At 72.0% G+C, this 19,819-nt stretch carries 19 protein-coding genes and 1 tRNA gene; 8 read left to right on the top strand and 12 right to left on the bottom strand.

The genetic code is table 11. The annotated features are described in order from the left end of the window. Positions 1-230: 230 nt before the first annotated feature. Positions 231-1,346, top strand: coding sequence for a ricin-type beta-trefoil lectin domain protein (locus tag ACFXG1_RS10170; protein WP_384720515.1), 1,116 nt, complete (start codon positions 231-233; stop codon positions 1,344-1,346). 199 nt (positions 1,347-1,545) lie between these two features. On the opposite strand, the gene ACFXG1_RS10165 is transcribed toward ACFXG1_RS10170, so the two are convergent. The 7 genes from ACFXG1_RS10165 to galU form a co-directional block, all read right to left on the bottom strand. After that, positions 1,546-1,619, bottom strand: a tRNA-Ala gene (locus tag ACFXG1_RS10165). 61 nt (positions 1,620-1,680) lie between these two features. After that, positions 1,681-2,820, bottom strand: coding sequence for a gephyrin-like molybdotransferase receptor GlpR (gene glpR / locus ACFXG1_RS10160; RefSeq protein WP_384741982.1), 1,140 nt, complete (start codon positions 2,818-2,820; stop codon positions 1,681-1,683). A gap of 139 nt (positions 2,821-2,959) precedes the next feature. Further along, positions 2,960-3,583: a GNAT family N-acetyltransferase gene (locus ACFXG1_RS10155; protein ID WP_384721204.1), complete on the bottom strand. Its 624-nt coding sequence runs from the start codon at positions 3,581-3,583 to the stop codon at positions 2,960-2,962. Next, complete coding sequence (locus ACFXG1_RS10150) at positions 3,580-4,257, bottom strand: molybdenum cofactor biosynthesis protein B (protein ID WP_384721194.1); 678 nt, start codon at positions 4,255-4,257, stop codon at positions 3,580-3,582. Before ACFXG1_RS10150 ends, ACFXG1_RS10155 begins: the two co-directional genes overlap by 4 nt. Next, positions 4,254-4,736 (bottom strand): cyclic pyranopterin monophosphate synthase MoaC, encoded by a 483-nt coding sequence (moaC, locus tag ACFXG1_RS10145; RefSeq protein WP_384721198.1) that lies wholly within the window; start codon positions 4,734-4,736, stop codon positions 4,254-4,256. Before moaC ends, ACFXG1_RS10150 begins: the two co-directional genes overlap by 4 nt. 150 nt (positions 4,737-4,886) lie before the next feature. Next, on the bottom strand, positions 4,887-6,266 hold the full coding sequence (gene glp / locus ACFXG1_RS10140; protein WP_384741980.1) for a gephyrin-like molybdotransferase Glp: 1,380 nt from the start codon (positions 6,264-6,266) through the stop codon (positions 4,887-4,889). Next, on the bottom strand, positions 6,263-7,174 hold the full coding sequence (gene galU, locus ACFXG1_RS10135; protein ID WP_384719889.1) for a UTP--glucose-1-phosphate uridylyltransferase GalU: 912 nt from the start codon (positions 7,172-7,174) through the stop codon (positions 6,263-6,265). Before galU ends, glp begins: the two co-directional genes overlap by 4 nt. Before the next feature lie 95 nt (positions 7,175-7,269). On the opposite strand from galU, the gene ACFXG1_RS10130 reads away from it, so the two are divergent. Beyond that, positions 7,270-8,052, top strand: a complete 783-nt coding sequence (locus tag ACFXG1_RS10130) for a 5-formyltetrahydrofolate cyclo-ligase (RefSeq protein WP_384741977.1) — start codon at positions 7,270-7,272, stop codon at positions 8,050-8,052. Positions 8,053-8,147: 95 nt separating this feature from the next. Here ACFXG1_RS10130 and ACFXG1_RS10125 read toward each other — a convergent pair whose 3' ends face one another. Further along, positions 8,148-11,039 carry a penicillin acylase family protein gene (locus ACFXG1_RS10125; RefSeq protein ID WP_384715283.1) on the bottom strand — a complete coding sequence of 964 codons (2,892 nt, stop codon included), beginning with the start codon at positions 11,037-11,039 and terminating at the stop codon, positions 8,148-8,150. A gap of 294 nt (positions 11,040-11,333) precedes the next feature. On the opposite strand from ACFXG1_RS10125, the gene ACFXG1_RS10120 reads away from it, so the two are divergent. The 6 genes from ACFXG1_RS10120 (at position 11,334) to mscL (ending at position 17,655) form a co-directional block, all read left to right on the top strand. Then, the gene (locus ACFXG1_RS10120) at positions 11,334-12,794 is read left to right on the top strand and encodes a potassium/proton antiporter (RefSeq protein ID WP_384715286.1); all 1,461 of its coding nucleotides are present in this window, start codon (positions 11,334-11,336) and stop codon (positions 12,792-12,794) included. Between the two features lie 489 nt (positions 12,795-13,283). After that, positions 13,284-14,537: an MFS transporter gene (locus tag ACFXG1_RS10115; protein WP_384715295.1), complete on the top strand. Its 1,254-nt coding sequence runs from the start codon at positions 13,284-13,286 to the stop codon at positions 14,535-14,537. Positions 14,538-14,605: 68 nt separating this feature from the next. Beyond that, positions 14,606-14,968 carry an FmdB family zinc ribbon protein gene (locus ACFXG1_RS10110; RefSeq protein WP_384715289.1) on the top strand — a complete coding sequence of 121 codons (363 nt, stop codon included), beginning with the start codon at positions 14,606-14,608 and terminating at the stop codon, positions 14,966-14,968. 175 nt (positions 14,969-15,143) lie between these two features. Then, the gene (locus ACFXG1_RS10105; protein WP_384715292.1) at positions 15,144-15,983 is read left to right on the top strand and encodes an S-methyl-5'-thioadenosine phosphorylase; all 840 of its coding nucleotides are present in this window, start codon (positions 15,144-15,146) and stop codon (positions 15,981-15,983) included. Between the two features lie 346 nt (positions 15,984-16,329). Further along, positions 16,330-16,893, top strand: coding sequence for an RcpC/CpaB family pilus assembly protein (locus ACFXG1_RS10100; protein WP_384741974.1), 564 nt, complete (start codon positions 16,330-16,332; stop codon positions 16,891-16,893). Between the two features lie 237 nt (positions 16,894-17,130). Then, positions 17,131-17,655 carry a large conductance mechanosensitive channel protein MscL gene (mscL, locus tag ACFXG1_RS10095; protein ID WP_384712956.1) on the top strand — a complete coding sequence of 175 codons (525 nt, stop codon included), beginning with the start codon at positions 17,131-17,133 and terminating at the stop codon, positions 17,653-17,655. Between the two features lie 28 nt (positions 17,656-17,683). Here the strand turns inward: mscL and ACFXG1_RS10090 are convergent, their stop codons facing one another. The 4 genes from ACFXG1_RS10090 to ACFXG1_RS10075 all read right to left on the bottom strand — a co-directional run bounded on the left by ACFXG1_RS10090 (position 17,684) and on the right by ACFXG1_RS10075 (position 19,815). Further along, positions 17,684-17,887, bottom strand: coding sequence for a hypothetical protein (locus tag ACFXG1_RS10090; RefSeq protein ID WP_384741972.1), 204 nt, complete (start codon positions 17,885-17,887; stop codon positions 17,684-17,686). Between the two features lie 58 nt (positions 17,888-17,945). Next, positions 17,946-18,332, bottom strand: a complete 387-nt coding sequence (locus ACFXG1_RS10085) for a hypothetical protein (protein WP_384712973.1) — start codon at positions 18,330-18,332, stop codon at positions 17,946-17,948. A gap of 167 nt (positions 18,333-18,499) precedes the next feature. Then, positions 18,500-19,204 carry a ubiquinol-cytochrome c reductase iron-sulfur subunit gene (locus ACFXG1_RS10080; RefSeq protein WP_384741970.1) on the bottom strand — a complete coding sequence of 235 codons (705 nt, stop codon included), beginning with the start codon at positions 19,202-19,204 and terminating at the stop codon, positions 18,500-18,502. Beyond that, positions 19,201-19,815, bottom strand: a complete 615-nt coding sequence (locus ACFXG1_RS10075; protein ID WP_384741968.1) for a 4Fe-4S dicluster domain-containing protein — start codon at positions 19,813-19,815, stop codon at positions 19,201-19,203. Before ACFXG1_RS10075 ends, ACFXG1_RS10080 begins: the two co-directional genes overlap by 4 nt. Positions 19,816-19,819 lie beyond the last annotated feature (4 nt).

Below are 19,819 nucleotides of genomic sequence, written 5' to 3'. Positions count from 1 at the left end.
TCCGTGTGCGGTGCAGCTTAGACACCTTCACCACACCGGAGGTCTTCGTCATGATCAAGACCCAACCAGCGTCAACAACGCTCGTGGTCAATACACCTAGGCAGTGAATGTGAGCCGGTGTCACTCGTCGCACCCGTGCGCACCCGGTGGTGGTTCCCGGGCACGCCGGGGCGGGCCGCCGCTCCGCCACCGACCTCGCACCACCGCAGCCGAACACCACGGGAGTTGATGTGCCGCCCGAGCCCGACAACCGAGCATCCGAGCCGTCCGAACCATCCGGGTCGTCCGACACCTTCGAGCCGTTCACGCCGTCGAAGCCGTTCATCAAGCGCTCGCAGCGCTTCGCGCCTTCGGAACGCCTCGACCCTGCGGACCCGTTCGAGACGCCGCGAGGGTTCGGGCCGCCGCTGCCGGTCCCTCCGGCGGGGGACGCGGGCTCGGAAGAACTCGCCCCACTGGTCGGCGCGGACCCCTCGGAACCCCGGCGCCGCCTGAAGCCGGGCAAGCGGGGGTGGATCGCCCTCGCCGCCGCGGCCGCGGTGACGGGACTCGTACTGGTGACGATCCCGCTGATGGACAAGGACGGATCCGGATCCGGCTCCGGCTCGGCGAAGGACACCGGCGCCGCCGGTGAACAGAGGCAGCCGGGAAGCGGCGGTCCGGCCGATGTCGTCGCCCCGGACGGCGGGGAGAACGGCCACGCGTCGGCAGGGGACGGCAAGGGCGGCGACGGCACGACCGACGGCAAGGGCGAGCCGGTCCAGAAGCCCGGTACGTCACCCGGCAAGGGATCCAACTCCGGTTCGGACGGCGGCTCCGGCGCGACGGACGGACAGCCGCCCTCGACCGGCGGGGACAAGGCGAAGAAGCCCCGGGTCGAGAAGGCCCCGCCGGGCCCGGCCGATGGAGGCGGCTCGGAGATCCCCCGCCCCCCGAAGCTCGACGACGGCAAGGTCAAGGGCCAGGTCATGGCCTTCGCCGCGAACCGCTGCCTGGACATCGTCGGCGCGGCCGTCACCGACGGCACGCCCCTGCGGCTCGACGCCTGCTCCGGCAAGGCACGTCAGCGGTTCGAGTTCCGCCCGGACGGCAAGGTGTGGACGCTCTACCAGAAGAAGACGTGCATGGATGTGTCAGGAGGCGCGACGGCCGACGGTACGCCCGTCCAGATCGCCGACTGCTCGTCCAACGCGGCCCAGACCTTCAAGCTCCGGACCGATGGTTCCTTGGTGAACCCGCGGTCCGGCAAATGCGTCGAGCCCGTGAACCTCGGCGGCCCGACCGGATTCCGGCTCCAGCTGCGGACCTGTGACGGCGGCAAGAACCAGAAGTGGCAGATCGGCTGAGCCGCCGACGCTCGGCGCACTCGGTCCCGATGAGCCGTTCACCGCGGCATCCCCCCGGTGAACGGCCACCATCGGGAAGACCGGCACCCCACCCGTCCCACGCGGCACGACCAAGAATCCGTCGACCGCGTCGGGGCCCCGCCCGCAACGCCGAAAGAACCCCTGGCGGGAATCCCCGCCAGGGGTTCTGAGCTGCTTGTGGACCTGAGGGGATTCGAACCCCTGACCCCCTCGATGCGAACGAGGTGCGCTACCGGACTGCGCCACAGGCCCTTGCAACGAGTGAAACTTTAGCACCTCGACAGAAGTGCTCGGTAATCCGTTCCTTCGCAGGTCACTCGTTGGCGGCGCGGGGCCGGTCCTCGTCCGCGTACTGGTCGAAGAGGGGGGTGCGGCCCCGGTCGCGGCCGCCGCGGCGGGGTGCGGGGCGGGGCTGGGCCGGGGGCGGCTGCGGGGTGGGGTCGGCCGTCGAGGAGCGGGCCGAGCTCCAGGTCTCCGGGTCGTTCATGTCGATCCCGCTCGTCGCGCGCGGGGCGACCGGGGCCGTCACATAGGTGGGGAGCGGTACGGGGACCGGGTCCCAGCTGTCGCCGGAGGCCGGGCCCCGGTGGCGCTGCTGGTCGACCCACTCCGCGTGGTCCGTCTGCTCGACGAGGGCGCGGCGCCCGGCCTCCTGCGGGGAGACGGGGGCCGGTTCGGGCTCCGGGAGGGATTCGGGGCGCTCGGCCGCGGGCTCCGCGCGGGGCGCCGGGGGCGCGGGCCGCTGGCGGGTCTCGCGCAGGCGGGCCGCGGCCGCCTCGGCCCGGCGCCGGTCCATGACCACCACGAAGCGCCGCCGTTCCTGGGTGCGCAGATAGCCGATGTACACGCTCAGGAGCACCGCGGGCGCCGCGGGCGCCCACAGGAAGCCCAGGCCGCCGACCGCGGCCACGACGGAGCACCCCGTGAAGGCGAGGAAGAGCATGACGGTGGTACGTCGCCGGCGGGCCAGCACCTTGCTGCGGCGGGCGCGCTCGGCGGCGGCCCGGCTGGGGCGCGGGCGGCGCTGCCGTCCGGCGGCCGGGCGGGGAGCCGCGGCCGGGTCGGCGGCCGGGCCGCCCGATCCGGACGGTCCGGGGCCGCCGGGCGCCGGTCGTCCCTGGCCGCCGGGAGCCGGGGCGGGCGCCTGCGCGTGGTCCGGGAGGCGGACCTCGGTGCGGGGCGCGGCGAAGCCCCGGACGTCGACGGTGCTCAGATGCTCCGTGACGGCGTCCGGGTCGACGTCGGACTCGGGCTGCTCCGGGTCGCGTTCCCGCAGCTCCTTGGCGTATCGGCGCTCCATCGCCCCGCGGCCGGACAGCAGCCGGATGGCGGTGGAGAAGCGTTCCGTCGGACGTGCCTCGTTCAGCTCGTCCTGCCTGCGGAGCCACATCGGCACCAGGTAGGCGGCCCAGGCCCCGACGATGACTGCGTAGATGAGGCCGCTGCTGCTCACGGTCACACCGTAGAGGGATTCTCGCAAGGACATCCGCCAATTGGGCCGGTGTGTCGCCTGATCCCGCTGATATGACGGACTTTTTTTGCGATTGTTCGGATCATCACATGACCATGGGGATCGAATTCGAACATGTTTTTTATTTCTGGGGTGTCTCGGGGCGCGCCCGGCGCCAGCGGTGGAGCAGGCCCTCGGGCACTTCCTCCGCGGTCAGGGCGAACACCAGGTGGTCACGCCATGCGCCGTCGATGTGGAGATATCGAGGACGCAGGCCTTCCTCACGGAATCCGAGTTTCTCCACGACCCGGCGGCTGGGGATGTTCTCGGGTCGAATGCAGACCTCCATCCGGTGGAGTCCGACGGTGCGGAAACAGTGGTCCGTGACGAGCGCCACGGCCGTCGGCATCACCCCGCGGCCCGCGACCTCCCGGTCCACCCAGTAGCCGACATGACCCGAGCACATGGAGCCCCAGGTGATCCCGGCCACCGTGAGCTGCCCCACCAGCAGACCCCGGTACTCGATCACGAACGGCAGCATCCGGCCCGCGTTCGCCTCCGCCCGCAGATGGCGGACCATCTGGCGGTACGTGGGGCGTTGCGCGGGCGGCGCACCGGGCGCCGGGGGCGGAATGGTGGCCTCCCAGGGGCGCAGCCAGTCGCGGTTGCGCCGGTTGACCTCGCGCCAGGCGCGCTGGTCGCGCAGCCTTATGGGGCGGAGGACCACATCGCCGTCCGCCAGGACCACCGGCCAGGGGGCGTTCAGCGTCGGCTCCCCGAAGGTCTGGTGCCGTCCCGGTGGCCCTGCCCGTCGGCGGGAGCAGGGTCGGCGGCGGGGGCGTGGTCGGCGCCGCGGATCTGGTCGACCGCGTGCGGCAGGATCCGCTCCAGGACGGCCAGCCCGTCCCGTACACCACCGGGTGAACCGGGGAGGTTCACCACCAGCGTACGGCCGGCGACACCCGCCAGACCCCGGGACAGGGCGGCCGTCGGCACCTTCGCGGAGCCGTAGGCGCGGATCGCCTCCGGGATGCCGGGGATCTCCCGGTCGAGGACGGTCCGGGTCTGCTCGGGGGTGCGGTCGGTGGGCGACAGGCCGGTGCCCCCGGTGGTGAGGATCACGTCGTAGCCCGCGGCGACGCCCGTACGCAGGGCCTCGCCGACCGGGTCGCCGTCGGGCACCACCCGGGGGCCTTCGACGGTGAAGCCGAGCGCGGCGAGGCCCTCGGCCAGCAGCGGGCCGCCCCGGTCCTCGTACACCCCCGCCGACGCCCGGTTGGACGCCGTGATCACCAGGGCGCGGCCCCGGCCGCCGGCCGCCGCAGGTGGGGCGCTCCCGGCCGGTGCGTGGGCCGGGGCGCCGTCGGACGGAGCCGGGGCCGGGGCGCTGCCGGGGTCGTGGCCGTGGGCGTGGCTGCGGACCTCGCCGCCGCGGCTCACGTCCGGCTCCAGTCGCCGGACTTCCCGCCCGTCTTCTCCTCCACGCGCACGTCCGTGATCACCGCCGTCTTGTCGACCGCCTTCACCATGTCCACGACCGTGAGCCCGGCCACCGTGACGGCGGTCAGGGCCTCCATCTCCACTCCCGTACGGTCCGTCGTCCGCACGGTCGCCGTGATCTCGACGGCGTCGTCGGCGACCGCGAGGTCGACCTTCACACCGGAGATCGCCAGCGGATGGCAGAGGGGGATCAGCTCGGGCGTCTTCTTGGCGCCCATGATCCCGGCGATCCGGGCGGTGGCGAGCGCGTCGCCCTTGGGGACGCCATCGCCCCGCAGGAGTCCGACCACCCGGGACGAGACCAGGACCCGGCCGGTGGCCCGCGCGGTCCGCGTGGTGACGTCTTTCGCGGAGACGTCGACCATCCGGGCCGCCCCCGCCTCATCGATATGGGTCAGTCCGCCCGCTTCTGTACTCATTCGCCGCTCGCCGCTCCGGTTCGGGCCGGGCGCGGCGGAGGGGGCCGCGCAACCGGTAAGTCCGTACGCACCTGAATGGAACCCTGAAAGTCGTCGTCACGGCCCGTACGGGCGCGTGCGCGCAGCCACCGTACCCCCAGGGCGGCCGAGTCAGCCGAGCAGGACCACCTCCACATCGGCACCGGGCTCGACGGCGGTGTCCGCCTCCGGCACCACGATCAGGCAGTCCGCGTGGGCGAGCGCCGCCACCAGGTGGGAGCCCGCGCCGCCGACGGGGGCGACGGTCCCGGCGTCGGAGTCGTACGTGCCCCGCAGGAACTGGCGGCGGCCCTCCGGCGAGCGCAGGGGGGCGTCCGCCGCGAGCCGGGCCCGGATCCGGGGCCGGTGGACCTCCGGCATCCCCATCAGCGTCCGGATCACGGGGCGGACGAAGATCTCGAAGGAGACGTACGAGGAGACCGGGTTGCCGGGCAGGGCCAGCAGGGGTGTGTGCTCCGGGCCGACGGTGCCGAACCCCTGCGGCTTGCCCGGCTGCATCGCGAGCGTACGGAAGTCGACCCCGCTGCCCTGCTGAACGGTGTCGTCGCCGTCGCCCGCACCGCCCGCACCGCCCGCACCGCCCGCGCCGTCCGCGCCGTCCGCGCCGACCTCCGAGAGCGCCTCCTTCACCACGTCGTACGCCCCCACACTCACCCCACCCGTGGTGACCACGAGATCGGCGCGCACCAACTGGTCCTCGATGGTGGCGCGCAGGATGTCGGCGTCGTCGGTCACGGCGCCGACCCGGTACGCGATCGCCCCGGCCTCGCGCGCCGCGGCGGCGAGCGCGAAGCTGTTGGAGTCGTAGATCTGCCCCTCGCCCAGCGCCTCACCCGGCTGCACCAGCTCGCTCCCGGTCGACAGCACCACCACCCGCGGCCTCGGGCGCACCCGCACCGTCCCGCGGCCGATCGCGGCGAGCAGCCCGATCTGCGGCGCGCCGAGGACCGTGCCGCGCGCGAGCGCGAGATCCCCGGCGCTCACATCACCGCCGCGCTCCCGGACATGGGCGCCCGCGGACACCGGCCGGTGGACGCGCACCTCACCGCCCGCGCCCTGGGGCGCGCGCCCCGCGGGGAGCATCGCCACCGCGGCGCCGCCGCCCGTACCCCCGTCGGTCCATTCGACGGGGACGACCGCCTCCGCGCCCGGCGGCAGCGGGGCGCCCGTCATGATTCGCGCGGCCTCGCCGGGGCCGACCGCCGGCGGGGCGGCGCCGCCCGCGGCGATGTCGCCGACGACCGTCAGCTCGGCCGGGAACTCCTCCGTCGCGCCCTGGACGTCGGCGACCCGGACCGCGTACCCGTCCATGGAACTGTTGTCGAAGGGTGGCAGGGCGACGGGGACGGTGACGTCCTCGACCAGGACGCAGCCCTGGGCGTCGGCCAGGTGCAGCTCGATCGGGTCGAGCGGCCGGACCGCCGCGAGGATGTCCCCCAGATGGTCGTCGACCGACCAGATCGTGCTGCTGCTCAACGCGCTCGCGCTCAATTCGGCTGCATCTCCTCGGTCACATAGCTCCGGAGCCAGTCCCGGAACTCCGGTCCCAGATCATCACGTTCGCACGCGAGTCTGACAATCGCCCGCAGATAGTCCCCGCGGTCACCGGTGTCGTACCGCCGCCCCTTGAAGACCACCCCGTGGACCGGTCCGCCGATCTTCTCGTCGGCGGCCAGTTTCTGGAGGGCGTCGGTGAGCTGGATCTCGTTGCCCCGGCCCGGTTCCGTCTCACGGAGTATCGCGAAGACGGCGGGGTCGAGGACGTACCGGCCGATGATGGCGAGGTTGCTGGGCGCCTCGGCCCGTTCGGGCTTCTCGACGAGCTGGGTGACCCGTACGACGTCCGCGTCGGCGGTCGGCTCGACGGCGGCGCAGCCGTACTGGTGGATCTGGGACGGATCGACCTCCATGAGGGCGACGACACTGCCGCCCTCGCGCTCCCGGACGTCGACCATGCGCGCCAGCAGCGGGTCGCGCGGGTCGATCAGGTCGTCGCCGAGGAGGACCGCGAAGGGCTGGTCGCCGACGTGCGGCGCGGCACACAGGACCGCGTGGCCGAGGCCGCGCGGATCGCCCTGCCGGACGTAGTGCATGGTGGCGAGGTCACTGGATGCCTGGACCGCTTCCAGCCGGTGCTCGTCGCCCTTGCGGCGGAGCGCCTCCTCCAGCTCGTAGTTGCGGTCGAAGTGGTCCTCCAGGGGACGCTTGTTGCGTCCTGTGATCATGAGTACATCGGAGAGACCGGCGGCGACGGCCTCTTCGACGACGTACTGGATCGCCGGTTTGTCGACGACAGGCAGCATCTCTTTGGGAGTGGCTTTGGTGGCCGGCAGGAAGCGCGTACCGAGGCCGGCGGCGGGGATGACCGCCTTGCTGATCCTGGGGTTCGACTCAGTCATGCCCGGCACAATATCCGGTGCATATGTTGGGGAAGATCAGACTCCGGTTAACTTCCTGCCGGTAAAGGTGTATACGAGGGGTTTGTGAGCGGTCGATGAGGCATAAACGTTCCGATGGACTGTCCGAAAACCGGGCGGCCCCGGCGGACGGCTCCGGGCCCCTTCCGGAGGCCGGTGCCGAGGCGGAGGCGGAAGCGGGAGCCGAGGCGGAGGCGGGGGCGGGGGCGGTCGGCGGTACGCGTGGGGACACGGTCGCGGTCGCGGTCGCCGAGAAGCGCGCCCTGCGCCGTGCCCTGCTGGAAGCCCGTGCCCGGCTGACCCCGGAGCAGACCGCGGCCGCCGCCCACGAGCTGTCCCGGCACGCCCTGGAGCTGACCGAACTCACCGGCGCCGGCACCGTGGCCGCGTATGTCTCCGTGGGGCGGGAGCCCGGGACCCGCGCCCTGCTGGACGCGCTGCGCGCCCGGGGCGTACGGGTTCTGCTGCCGGTCCTGCTGCCCGACGACGACCTCGACTGGGCGGTGTACGAGGGCCCGGAGCGGCTCGCGCGCGCCGGGCGGGGGCTGCTGGAGCCGGCGGGGCCCCGGCTCGGCCCCGGCGCCGTACGGGAGGCGGACGCGGTCCTGCTGCCCGGCCTCGCGGTGGACGGGCGCGGTATGCGGCTGGGGCGGGGAGGCGGTTCGTACGACCGCGTACTGGCCCGGCTCGCGGCCGCCGCCGTACCGCCGCCCCTGGTCGTGCTGCTGTACGCGAACGAGGTGGTCGTACGCGTCCCGGAGGAGGCGCACGACCACCCCGTGCACGCGGTCGTCACACCGGAGGGCGTCCGGCGCTTCGGCGGCCCGGCCGAGGACCGGGCCCAGCCGGGGAGACCCTGACCGGTCGGAAGACCCTGACCGGCCGGGGCGGGCCGGGGCCATCGCCCCGACTGCCCCGGCCACGGCTTCGGCCCCGGCCCCGGGCCCGGCCTCGGTCAGCTCCCCGACTTCGGGGTGAGGGTGAGCGTGTCGACCGTGTTCTCCTCCACCGCCTCGGGCGTGAAGGACCAGTCCAGCAGCTCGCCCTTGGCCCATTTATCCGTCTGGTCCGTGTAGTGCGCGCTGTACGCGTGCCCGGACGCGCCGGTCAGATTGATCCACCGCGACTTGTCCCAGTCGCCGACGTTGACCACCATCCGCATGGACGGCACCCAGACGACGTCGTATCCGGCGGCCGCGTTCCAGCCGGTGGCGTTGACCGTCGCCTCGCCGCCGCCCAGATTCCACGGGCCGCGGTTGAGCAGGTACTTCACCAGGCCGGGGCCCTCCTTGCCGAGGGTCTGGTTCTTCAGCTGCAGCTGGTGCAGCCGCCCCCAGTTCCAGGAGTCCATGTCCTTGCCCAGCTCGGCCGTCAGCTCCCAGCGGGCGTCCTCCATGGCGCGGGCGAACAGCTCGTCCCGGGTCTTGGTCGCCTTGTCCGTACGGCTGGGGGGCGACTGCCACCAGGCGTTGTCCTCGTCCTTGAGGATGCCGCGGACCACCTCGAACCAGCGGTCGCCGCCGTCGGGCTGCGCCGAGTCGCCGTCCCGGGTGCCGCACTCGATGACCGGCTCGATCTGGTCGTCCGGGCCCGTCGCGTCTGCCGGGCGGACACTCAGGCAGTCGCCCTCGGCCCGCAGCTCCTTGGGCAGCTTGTTGCCGAACGCGAGCTTGAGGATGTTGCGCCAGACGGCGTTGAAGTACGCGGCGGCCGCCGAGTCAGGTTCCTGGCTGAAGTCCCAGCTCTCCAGCAGCTTCTGCGCCTCGCGGACGTTCGGGTCCTTGATGTCGAGCTTGACCAGGATGGGGTTGAGGAGTGTGGCGATCTCACTCCTGTTGTCCATCTGCATGGTCCGCATGTCCTCGGTGGAGATCTTCCCGCCGTCCGCGATCTTCCGCTCGATCAGATCGTTGATCCGCTGGCTGCGGGCTCCGTATCCCCAGTCCTTGGTCAGCAGGTGCTTGTACGAGTCGTCGATGACGGCCTGGTTGGCGGAGACGATGTAGCCCCGCTCCGGGTCCTCCTCGAACGGCATCTCCTCGAACGGGACGGGGTCCTTCTGCCAGCGGTAGCCGGGGTCCCAGCCGGGCGCGGGCCGGGTGCCGTCGCCCTTGGCGCGGACCGGGACGCGGCCGGGGGCCTGGTAGCCGATCTTGCCGCTCTTGTCGGCGTAGATCAGGTTCTGCGACGGCACCTCGAACTTGGCCGCCGCCGCGCGGAAGCTGTCGAAGTCCTTGGCGCGGTTCAGCTCGAAGACGGCGTCCATGGAGCGGCCGGGCTCCAGCGCCGTCCACTGGAGGGAGACGCCGTAGCCGGTGGCGCGGTCGGGCGCGTCGTTGTCGACGGGGGCCTTCTCGCCGACGTCCTCCAGCTCGTCGCTGCGGTCGGAGATCAGCGGACGGCCCTGGGCCGTCTCCCGGACGGTGATCGTCCGGGACTCCCCGCCGGCGACCTTGATGACCTCCTTGCGGGCGACCAGCTTCTCCTCGCGGCCCTCCTCGGCGTCGGCGACGCGGCTGTCGCCGGAGATCTTCTCCAGATACAGGTCGGTGACGTCGGCGCCGAGGTTGGTCAGGCCCCAGGCGATGTCCTGGTTGTGGCCGATGATCACACCGGGCATGCCGGAGAAGGTGTAGCCCGCGGTGTCGTACGAGCAGGCGCTGGAGACCTTCCGGCAGTGCAGGCCCATCTGGTACCAGACCGATGGCAGCTGGGGGGCCAAGTGCGGGTCGTTGGCGAGCAGCGGCTTGCCGGTGGTCGTGTACTTGCCGGAGACGACCCAGGAGTTCGATCCGATGCCGTCGCCGTTGGGGCCGAGCAGGGCGGGGATGCCGTCGACGGCCCGGGAGACCCCGGCGAGCTGGGTGTTCACACCCTCGACGGCGTCGGAGGCGTCGGTACCGCCGTTGTAGCCGTCGCCGGGTCCGCTGTTGCCGGAGAGCCCGGTGCCGTCTCCCGTGTCCGAGCCGTCCGCCGTACCGGAGTCCGATGACGCGCCGCCCGTGCCCGGGTCCGACCCGGTGCCGTCGCCGCCGATCGCGCTGCCGTCACCCTCCGAACCCTCCGAGGGCTCCCCCTTGGGGTCGAACGCGCCCTCGGACTCGTCCACCGCGCCGTTGCCGACCACGGGCTTGTTCCGGGTGAACGGATACTTCGGATACAGCTGATCGATCTGCTTCTGCGACATCCGGGACGTCATCAGGGACCGGTCGATCTCGTCCTGCATATTGCCGCGCAGGTCCCAGGCCATCGCCTTGAGCCAGGCCACCGAGTCGACCGGGGTCCACGGCTCGGGCTTGTAGTCGTTGGTGAAGGACAGGGCCGCGTACTCGACCGAGAGCTCCTTGCCCCCCTTGCCCTTCAGATAGGCGTTGACGCCCTCCGCGTACGCGTCCAGGTTCTTCTTCGTGGCCGGCGAGAGCTTCTTGTCGTACTCCTCCTGAGCGACCCGGTGCCAGCCCAGGGTCCGCAGGAAGGAGTCCGTCTCGACCTGTCCGGAGCCGAACATCTCGGAGAGTCTGCCCGCCGTCATATGGCGGCGGACGTCCATCTCCCAGAAGCGGTCCTGGGCGTGGACGAATCCCTGGGCGCGGAACAGGTCCTCGTCGCTGTCGGCGTAGATCTGCGGGACGCCGTAGTCGTCCCGCTTGACGTCGACGCTCCCCTTCAGACCGGGGATCTCGATCTTCCCCGTGGTCTGGGGGAAGGAGGCGCGAACGGTGTCGACGGTCCAGTAACCGCCGTAACCGACGCCGCCGAGCAGCGCCAGCACCAGGACGATCACGAACAGACGACCGCGTCGCCCCTTCTTCTTCTTGGGGGAAGAGGCCGTTGTGTTGGAGGGCATCGCTGTCCTTCGAGGCGCAAGCTGGTCCTGCAGTGCTGGGAGCAACCATAGGCGCAGCGGCCCTCCGCCCCCGACGCGGCATCCACAAGTGCACACCGATTATCAGACCGGAGCGCCACCTTGCGCCCCATTCACGGCAGTTGGCGGCCCCGGGCGACGATCCGATCGGAGGCGTCAAGAAAACGTTAAAGATTAGGTAAGGTAACGAAGTGTCGCCGCCCGGAATCTGGATCCGGCACGTAGAGGCGCGAGGGGAAGGATCGGCCACTGACTGTCCACGACCTCAACGAGCTCATGTTCAGCGGCGCGCTCGTGCTGCTGATCGCCGTCGCCGCGGTACGCATCTCGTCCCGCAGCGGCCTGCCGAGCCTGCTCCTGTATCTGGGCATCGGTGTGGCCATAGGACAGGACGGCATCTTCAACGTCACGTTCAACAACGCCGAACTGACGCAGGTGATCGGCTATGCCGCGCTGGTGGTGATCCTGGCCGAGGGCGGTCTGGGCACCAAATGGCAGGAGATCAAACCCGCGTTGCCCATAGCGGTCGCGCTGTCGACCATCGGTGTCGCGGTGAGCGTGGGCCTCACGGCCGCCGCCGCCCACTATCTCGTCGGTCTGGAGTGGCGCCAGGCGCTGATCATCGGCGCCGTCGTCTCGTCGACGGACGCCGCCGCGGTCTTCTCCGTCCTGCGCAGGGTGCCCCTGCCGTCCCGGATCACCGGTGTCCTCGAAGCCGAGTCCGGCTTCAACGACGCCCCCGTCGTCATCCTCGTCGTCGCCTTCTCGACCGCGGGCCCGGTGGACGACTGGTACATGCTGGTCGGGAAGATAGCGCTGGAACTGGCCATCGGCGCGGCCATCGGCCTCGCGGTCGGCTTCCTCGGCGCCTTCGGGCTCCGGCACGTCGCCCTGCCCGCCTCCGGCCTGTACCCGATCGCCGTCATGGCCATCGCGGTGATGGCGTACGCCGCCGGGGCCATGGCCCACGGCAGCGGCTTCCTCGCCGTCTATCTCGCCGCCGTCGTCCTCGGGAACTCGCGGCTGCCGCACGCGCCCGCCAGCCGGGGCTTCGCCGAGGGACTCGGCTGGATCGCGCAGATCGGGATGTTCGTCCTGCTGGGGCTGCTGGTCACCCCGCACGAACTGGGCGACGACCTCGTACCGGCCCTGCTCATCGGGCTGGCGCTGACCATGGTGGCCCGGCCGGTGTCGGTGTTCCTCACCCTGCTGCCGTTCCGGATCTCCAAACGGGAGCAGGTCCTGCTGTCGTGGGCGGGTCTGCGCGGGGCCGTGCCCATCATCCTCGCCACCATCCCCATGGTGTCGGGGGTGGCGGACAGCACCCGTGTCTTCAACATCGTTTTCGTCCTGGTCGTCGTCTACACCCTGATCCAGGGACCGACGCTGCCCTGGCTGGCGAAGGCCCTGAAGCTGGGCCCCGGGGCACCGTCGGACCTGGGAATCGAGTCGGCGCCCCTGGAGCGGCTCCGCGGCCATCTGCTGTCGCTCACCATCGGGGACGATTCGCGGATGCACGGTGTGGAGGTCGCCGAGCTGCGGCTGCCCGCCGGATCGGCGGTGACGCTCGTCGTCCGGGACGGCAAGAGTTTCGTACCGCTGCCGACGACCGTGCTGCGGCGCGGGGACGAACTGCTGGTGGTGGCGACGGACCCGGTCAGGGACGCGGCGGAGCGGCGGCTGCTCGCCGTCGGACAGGGCGGCAAGCTGGCCGGATGGCTCGGCACCGCGAGCTGACGAAGGCAGGTGCGGGCTGAACAGGGCCGTACGCGGCTGTACGGGGCCGGGAGCCCCCGGGAGCGGGAAGCGCGGGAAGCCGGATGCGGGCACGAGGCACGGGATCCGGCAGAAGCGCGACCGCGGCCGGGGGCTCCCGGCCGAAGGCCCCGGGCCGTTCCGGAACGCGGCGTTCAGGGTGAGCCGCTACCATGAGGGCACGTCTTGACCCTTTGATCGACCACCTCTGCCTGACGCAGAGCTGGCGCGACCGTATGGCGGCCAGGAGCCTCGCACGTCCCCTTCTGTGGACCGGGCCCCGGTATCTACCGCAGATCCGCGCGAGTGGACAGCTCTCGGCCGCCCCGCCTGGCAAGGGGGGCGCTACCAGGCGGCAGAAAGGCACGGACCGTGGATTCCGCGGTCACCGACACCGGCGACGGCCGCCCCGGCACCGGACGTACCGAAGGTACGGAACCGGCCGGGACGAAGCGCCCCGGCTACGGACAGTTGTTGCGCACCCCCGGCGCGTGGACGTTCCTGCTCCCCGGGTTCGTCGCCCGGCAACCCTTCGCGATGCTGACCATAGGCATCATCCTGCTCGTCCAGGACACCACCGGCTCCTACGGCAGCGCGGGCGCGGTCGCCGCGGCGGCCGGTGTCTCCATGGCGCTGTTCGCCCCGCAGAGCGGCCGGCTGGCCGACCGGTTCGGACAGCGGGCCGTCCTGCTGCCCGGGGTCGTCGTCCACGCCGCGTCCGTCTCGACGCTGATCGCCCTGTCGCTGGCCGGGGCTCCCCTGTGGGCGCTCTTCGTCGCCGCCGTCCCGACCGGCGCCTCCGTACCGCAGATCGGGCCCATGGTGCGGGCCCGGTGGGCGGCCCGGCTCGACGGTTCGCCACTGATGCCGACGGCCGCCGCGTTCGAATCCGTCACCGACGAGTTCACCTTCGTCGTCGGCCCGGTACTGGCGACGGCCCTCTGCACCCAGGTGCACCCGGCCGCCGGTCTGATCGCCGAGGCGGCGCTCACCCTGGTCGGCGGTCTGCTCTTCGCCGCCCAGCACCGTACGCAGCCGCCGGTCGCCGGCCGGGACGCGACGGCGGGACGCGGTGGGGCACGTACCTCCGCGCTCTCCGTTCCCGGCGTACGCGTCCTGGTCGTGGCCTTCCTGGGCATCGGCTCCGTCTTCGGCGGCATGCAGGTCTCCCTCACCGCCTTCTCCGAGGAGATCGGCAACCCCGGCGTCAACGGCCTCCTGTACGGGACCTTCGCCGCGGGCAACATGCTCGCCGGTGTCGCCTGTGGGGTCGTCGCGGCGAAGAAGGGGCCGCTGCGCCGCATGATCCTCGGTTACGTGGGCCTGGCCATCAGCGCCTCCGTCCTGTGGTCGCTGCACTCCGTGATCCTGCTGGGCGCCTTCGGACTGCTGGTCGGCCTCTTTATCGCACCGGCCCTGATCAGCGGCTACACCCTGGTGGACACCCTCGTCCCGGCATCGGCCAGGACCGAGGCCTTCACCTGGCTCACCGGGGCCGTCGCACTCGGCCAGGCCGCCGCGGTCACGGTGGCGGGCCAACTGGCGGACACCCACGGTTCGAGCGCCGGATTCCTGGTCCCGCTGGGCGGAACAGTGCTGGCCCTGGCCACTCTGCTCACCCTGCGCAACCGACTGGTTCCGCCCGGCGGCGGCCTCGGAGGGGGCCGTATAGCGGCCCGTGGGACGAGTGGGAAGGATCACCGGTCGCGGGTGCCGGTGGACTGACGCGAAGGAATAGGTCACTATAGACCGTCGTTAGCACTCACTGAGTGAGAGTGCCAGGAGGAAGACAAGTGCCGACCTACCAGTACCAGTGCACCGAATGCGGCGAGGGCCTCGAGGCGGTGCAGAAGTTCACCGACGACGCCCTGACCGTGTGCCCGCAGTGCGACGGACGCCTGAAGAAGGTGTTCTCCGCGGTCGGCATCGTCTTCAAGGGCTCCGGTTTCTACCGGAACGACAGCCGCGGCTCGTCGTCCAGCTCGTCCCCGGCCGCCGCGTCGAAGAACGCGGGCTCCGGTTCGGGCTCCGGTTCCGGTTCCGGTTCGGAGAAGACGTCGGCGTCCTCCTCCACATCGACGTCCTCGTCGTCGGCCTCCTCGGCTTCGTCGTCGAGTTCGTCCTCGTCGTCTTCGACGAGCACATCGGCCGCCTGAGGCTTTCGCGGAGTTCATCTCGATCGACGACCCCGTCCGTGGGATACGGCGGGGTCTTCGTCGTACCCGCGCCCGCAAGACCCCATGGCCACCCGGGCCTCAAGGGGTCGCGGCGGCGGAACTACGGGACGCGTACGGGGTTCTGGCCCCACCGCGCGTCGCTAGTGTGATCGGTATGGTGAACGTGAACGCAGAGATCGGCGTAATCGGCGGCTCGGGGCTCTACTCCTTCCTGGAGGACGTCACCGAGGTCGCCGTGGACACGCCCTACGGCAGCCCCAGCGACTCCCTCTTCCTCGGCGAGGTACACGGCCGGAAGGTCGCGTTCCTCCCCCGGCACGGCCGTGACCACCGTGTCCCGCCGCACCGCATCAACTACCGCGCCAATCTGTGGGCGCTGCGCTCGGTCGGCGTACGACAGGTGCTGTCGCCGTGCGCGGTGGGCGGACTGCGGCCGGAGTACGGGCCGGGCACGCTGGTTGTCCCCGATCAGGTGGTCGACCGGACCAAGTCGCGCGTGGAGACCTACTTCGACGGCGAGCCCCGGGCGGACGGAGCGGTTCCGAACGTGGTGCACACCTCCTTCGCGGACCCCTACTGCCCGGCGGGACGTGCCGTGGCGATGAAGGCCGCGCGGGGCCGCGAGTGGGAACCGGTGGACGGCGGGGCTCTGGTGGTCGTGGAGGGGCCGCGGTTCTCCAGCAGGGCGGAGTCGCGGTGGTTCGCGTCCGAGGGCTGGGCGATCGTGGGGATGACCGGGCACCCGGAGGCGGTGCTCGCCCGTGAACTCGCGCTCTGCTACACGGCGCTGGCGCTGGTCACGGACCTGGACGCGGGCGCGGAGACGGGTGAGGGCGTCTCCCATACGGAGGTGATGCGGGTCTTCGGCGAGAACGTGGGACGTCTGCGGGAGGTGCTCTTCGACGCGGTCGCGGAGCTTCCGGCGATCGCGGAACGGGATTGTCTGTGCGTGAACGTGCACGAGGGCTGGAATCTGGGGATCGAACTGCCCTGAGGACGAGTTGAAGGGGCGGCCGGGGACGGAGTGGTTCCTGTGGGTGACGGAGTTGTCCACAGCCACCCGGTCGTCCACAGCCGCCGGCGGGGCTTGCGAAGAGTGGGGATCGTGAGGGCACACGGCCGCTGACGGCCGGGACGAGCCTCGACACGACAGGCGGTGTACGACGATGCCCTCGCGAGCGTTTTCCCCTGATTCTCCCGATTCTCCCGGTTCTTCGGGTTCTTCAGGTCTTTCGGGTTCCTTCGTTTCCTCCGTTTCCTCCAACCCCGCTCCCCCTTGCACCGGCCCGGCACCCTCTCCCGGGTTCCTCCCGGGGCCGTCCGTCCCCGGGCGCCGACCCGTGCCGGACTTCCCGCCGGTACGGGTCGGGGGCCGAGTGCACCGGCTGCGCAGGGCGCTGCGGCGGCGCGGGAGGGTGGTCGCGGCCGGGCTCGCGGTGGTGGCCGCGACCGTGGCCGTCTCCGGAGCGCGTGACGCCACGGGTCCCGACGGCGGCTCGCCCCCGGGCGGCGGGCCGCGGGGCGCGCCGAGGGCTCCGGTGGCCGCGACGCCGGCGCCGCGGCTGGTCTCGGCGCCGGTACGGATCGCGGACGCGGCGGCCGTCGGGCTGCTGCGCCCCGGTGATCTGGTCGATGTCATCGCCGCTCCGGCTCTCCCGGCGGGGCCGGGTTCGGGCGGGAGCTTCGGTTCGGCGGACGCGGCGGGTGCCGGTGCGGCCGGGCGGGCCCGGGTGGTGGCGTCGGGAGTACGGGTGGCGGCGGTGCCCGAGCCGTCGGCGGCATCGGAACCCCCGGCGGACGGTTCGGTCGGCGGGGCGCTGGTGGTGCTCTCGGTACCCCGGCCGACGGCCACGGCCCTGGCCGGTGCCGCGGCGACCTCACGGCTGGCGGTGGTGGTGTGCTGACCTCGCCGATGATGCCGTTCCCGGGCGTGCCGGGCACACTGTCGCCGATCACACCGTTCAAGCCGTTCACACCGTTCAAGCCCTTCGCGCCGGACCGGCGGCGCCCGCCCGTAACTCGCACAGGCGTACCGGCGTTGCGCCTCTTGGTAACCGGGAATTGGACAGCGCGACCACTGGGTGCCGTAGGTTGCGGAGGGTTTGGCTCCGTATTCCTCCTCCGTAACGAAGGGCTCAGTGGTGACCGAGAAGACCGAGCAGAAAGTCAGCCTCCTGGAGGGCTTCAAGGCCTTCCTGATGCGTGGCAACGTGATCGACCTGGCGGTCGCCGTCGTCATCGGCGCGGCGTTCACCAGTGTGGTGAACTCCGTCGTCAAGGGTGTCATCAACCCTCTGGTCGGCGCTTTCGGCACCAAGGACCTCGACGCCTACAGCTCCTGCCTCAAGGGCACCTGCAAGGTGGTCAACGGGGAGGTGCAGGGCATCCAGATCATGTGGGGTTCGGTGCTCGGCGCGATCCTGAGCTTCCTGATCACGGCCGCGGTCGTCTACTTCCTGCTGGTCCTGCCGATGGCCAAGTACCTGGCCCGCAAGGCGGCCCGGGACGCGGCGAAGGAAGGCACGAAGGAGGTCGTCGAGCTGTCGGAGCTGGAGGTCCTCAAGGAGATCCGGGACACGCTGGTGGCGCAGTCGCGCGGCGCCGCGGGCTCGGGTCCGGCGTCCGACGGCGGTTCCGGACCGTCGTCCGGGCGGCCTCGGATCTGATCCGGCCGCTGCGGGCCGGACCCTCGGGTCACAGGTGGTGGGGCGGCTTCTCGTCGAGGAAGCGGGCAAGTCCTTCGGCCGCGGCACCGGCCGGGGGCCGCTCACCCCACCCGCGGTCCGTATCGTCCGCGGACTGCTGGTCCAGCGGATCGTCGAAGTCCAGGACCGGCTTCGGATTCTGCTGCCGGGGGGCCTTCGCGTCGCGCGGTCCGGGGGCGGGGGCGGTGCTCATGCCTCCAGGGTACGGCGCACGGCCCCGGTTCCCGGCGCCGGCGGCGGATCGGGTGCGCTCAGCGGTCCTCGGGGCCGAGGGCCCACAGTCCGAGGACGACGAGGAACGACAGACACAGGAACCCCGCACCCCACCAGGCGGTCTCCGTCCGGCCCGACATCCAGGCGTCGACGACCACGGTCAGGCCCCACAGCTGACCGGTGACGGCGGTCAGGACGAGTACGAGCCGGGCGGTGAGCCCGGCGGAGCGGGCCGGGTCCTGCTCACCACCGGCCCCGGGGCCGGGCCCGGTGTGCCGGATCCGGGGGTCTCCCCAGCCGCTGGTCGGCCGGATCTGGGGATACCGCTCGTGTACGGCGCGGTTCAGCCGGGGCTCGGCGCTCCCCGCCCGGTAGCCGCCCGGCGGATCCACGTCCCCCGGGCCGGAGCCCGGGCCCGGGTCCATGGACTCGTGGTCGGCGCGGCGGTACCCCGCTCCGCCGGAGCCGGACTCCCGCTCCTCGGACACGGGACCGGGTTCGGGACCGGGGCTGGGGTTGGGGTTGGCACGTGGTCCTTGAGACGGGTCGGGAGACGAGCCGGACGGCGGGGTGCGGGGCCCGTCGGGGGGCGTCATACGGCGTCCTTCGGAAGCTCGGCCCCGGGACAGCCCAGCTCCAGGGCCTGCTCGGGGGAGACATCGGCGAACTGCCGGCACCACGCGTCCTTGTCGCTCTCGCCGGAGCGGGTGGTCGCCAGGGCCCAGATACTGCCGTCGAGGTCCTCGGTGACGATCACCCTGGGCAACGGCCGCGGCGGCGGCCCCGCGGTGACCTCGCCCGTTCGGACGGCGAAGACGCCCTCGTGGCAGGGGCACAGCAGCTCGCCCTCCTGGCCGCGGTCGGCCCGGTAGAGCACGGCGCAGGCGAGGTGGGTGCAGACAGCGGAGTAGCCCACGAGGGTGCCGTCGCCGAGCCGTACGGCGATCGCCCGGTCCTCGTCGCCGGGGTAGGTGAAGGCGAGGGACTCACCCGGCCCCAGACTGTCGGCGATCTTCCGGGGTTCGGGGACTCCTTTCACGTCGTTGTGGCGGTGGAGGATGCCCGCCGCGACCCCGATCCCGCCCAGGGCGAGGCCGCCGGAGACGGTGGTGACGATCCGCAGGTAGTCGCGCCGGGTGGTGAGCGCGTCGGCCGCGATCCGGTCGTGGAGGGCTTCCCGGGCGCCGCTCGGGCCGCCACCGGGGCCGCCGGCGTGGGGGTCGGGTCCCGGCCGGGGGCCGTCACCGGGCGGGCCGCCCGCGCCCGGGCCGGCGGGCGGGGGTGTGGTCACGCTCATCGGTGGTCCGCCGTCCTGGTGTCGACCCCGTTGACCTCCACGACCGGCAGTCCGCCGGGCAGGGGCCACCGGGCCCGGTCGGTGGGGACGACCATGGCGACCCCGGTCCGTACCGTCGTCCGGCCGAAGGTGAACGAGTCGGCGACCTGCACCCCGGGCCGTTCGGCCCGCAGTTCGTCGAGGGTGCCGTAGAAGAGCGCCCCGGTGGGGCAGACCGTGGCGCACATGGGGGCGAGACCGGACGAGGTGCGGTCGTAGCAGAGGTCGCACTTCATCTGGAGTTTCGCCGCCAGATCGATCTTCGGTACGCCGAAGGGGCAGGCGTTGACGCAGTGGGCGCAGCCGATGCAGCGGGAGGTGTCGGCCTGCTGCACCACACCGTCGGCGGTGACCAGGATCGCGTCGGCGGGGCAGACCTCGGCGCAGGGCGCCACGGGGTCCTCGCAGTGCATACAGACCGTGGGAAGGGAGGCGACGGAATGACCTTCGTCGGGGTAGTCGAGATGGATCATGGACCGGCCGCGGTGGGAGTCGCACTCGCGGCAGGCGGAGACACACGCCTGGCAGCCGATGCAGCGCCCGGGGTCGATGAAGATCGTTCTGCCCATCATGGCG

It is taken from the genome of Streptomyces sp. NPDC059248 (genome assembly GCF_042753905.1).
GTDB lineage: Bacteria > Actinomycetota > Actinomycetes > Streptomycetales > Streptomycetaceae > Streptomyces.
This window is presented reverse-complemented; position numbering and strand designations above follow the sequence as displayed.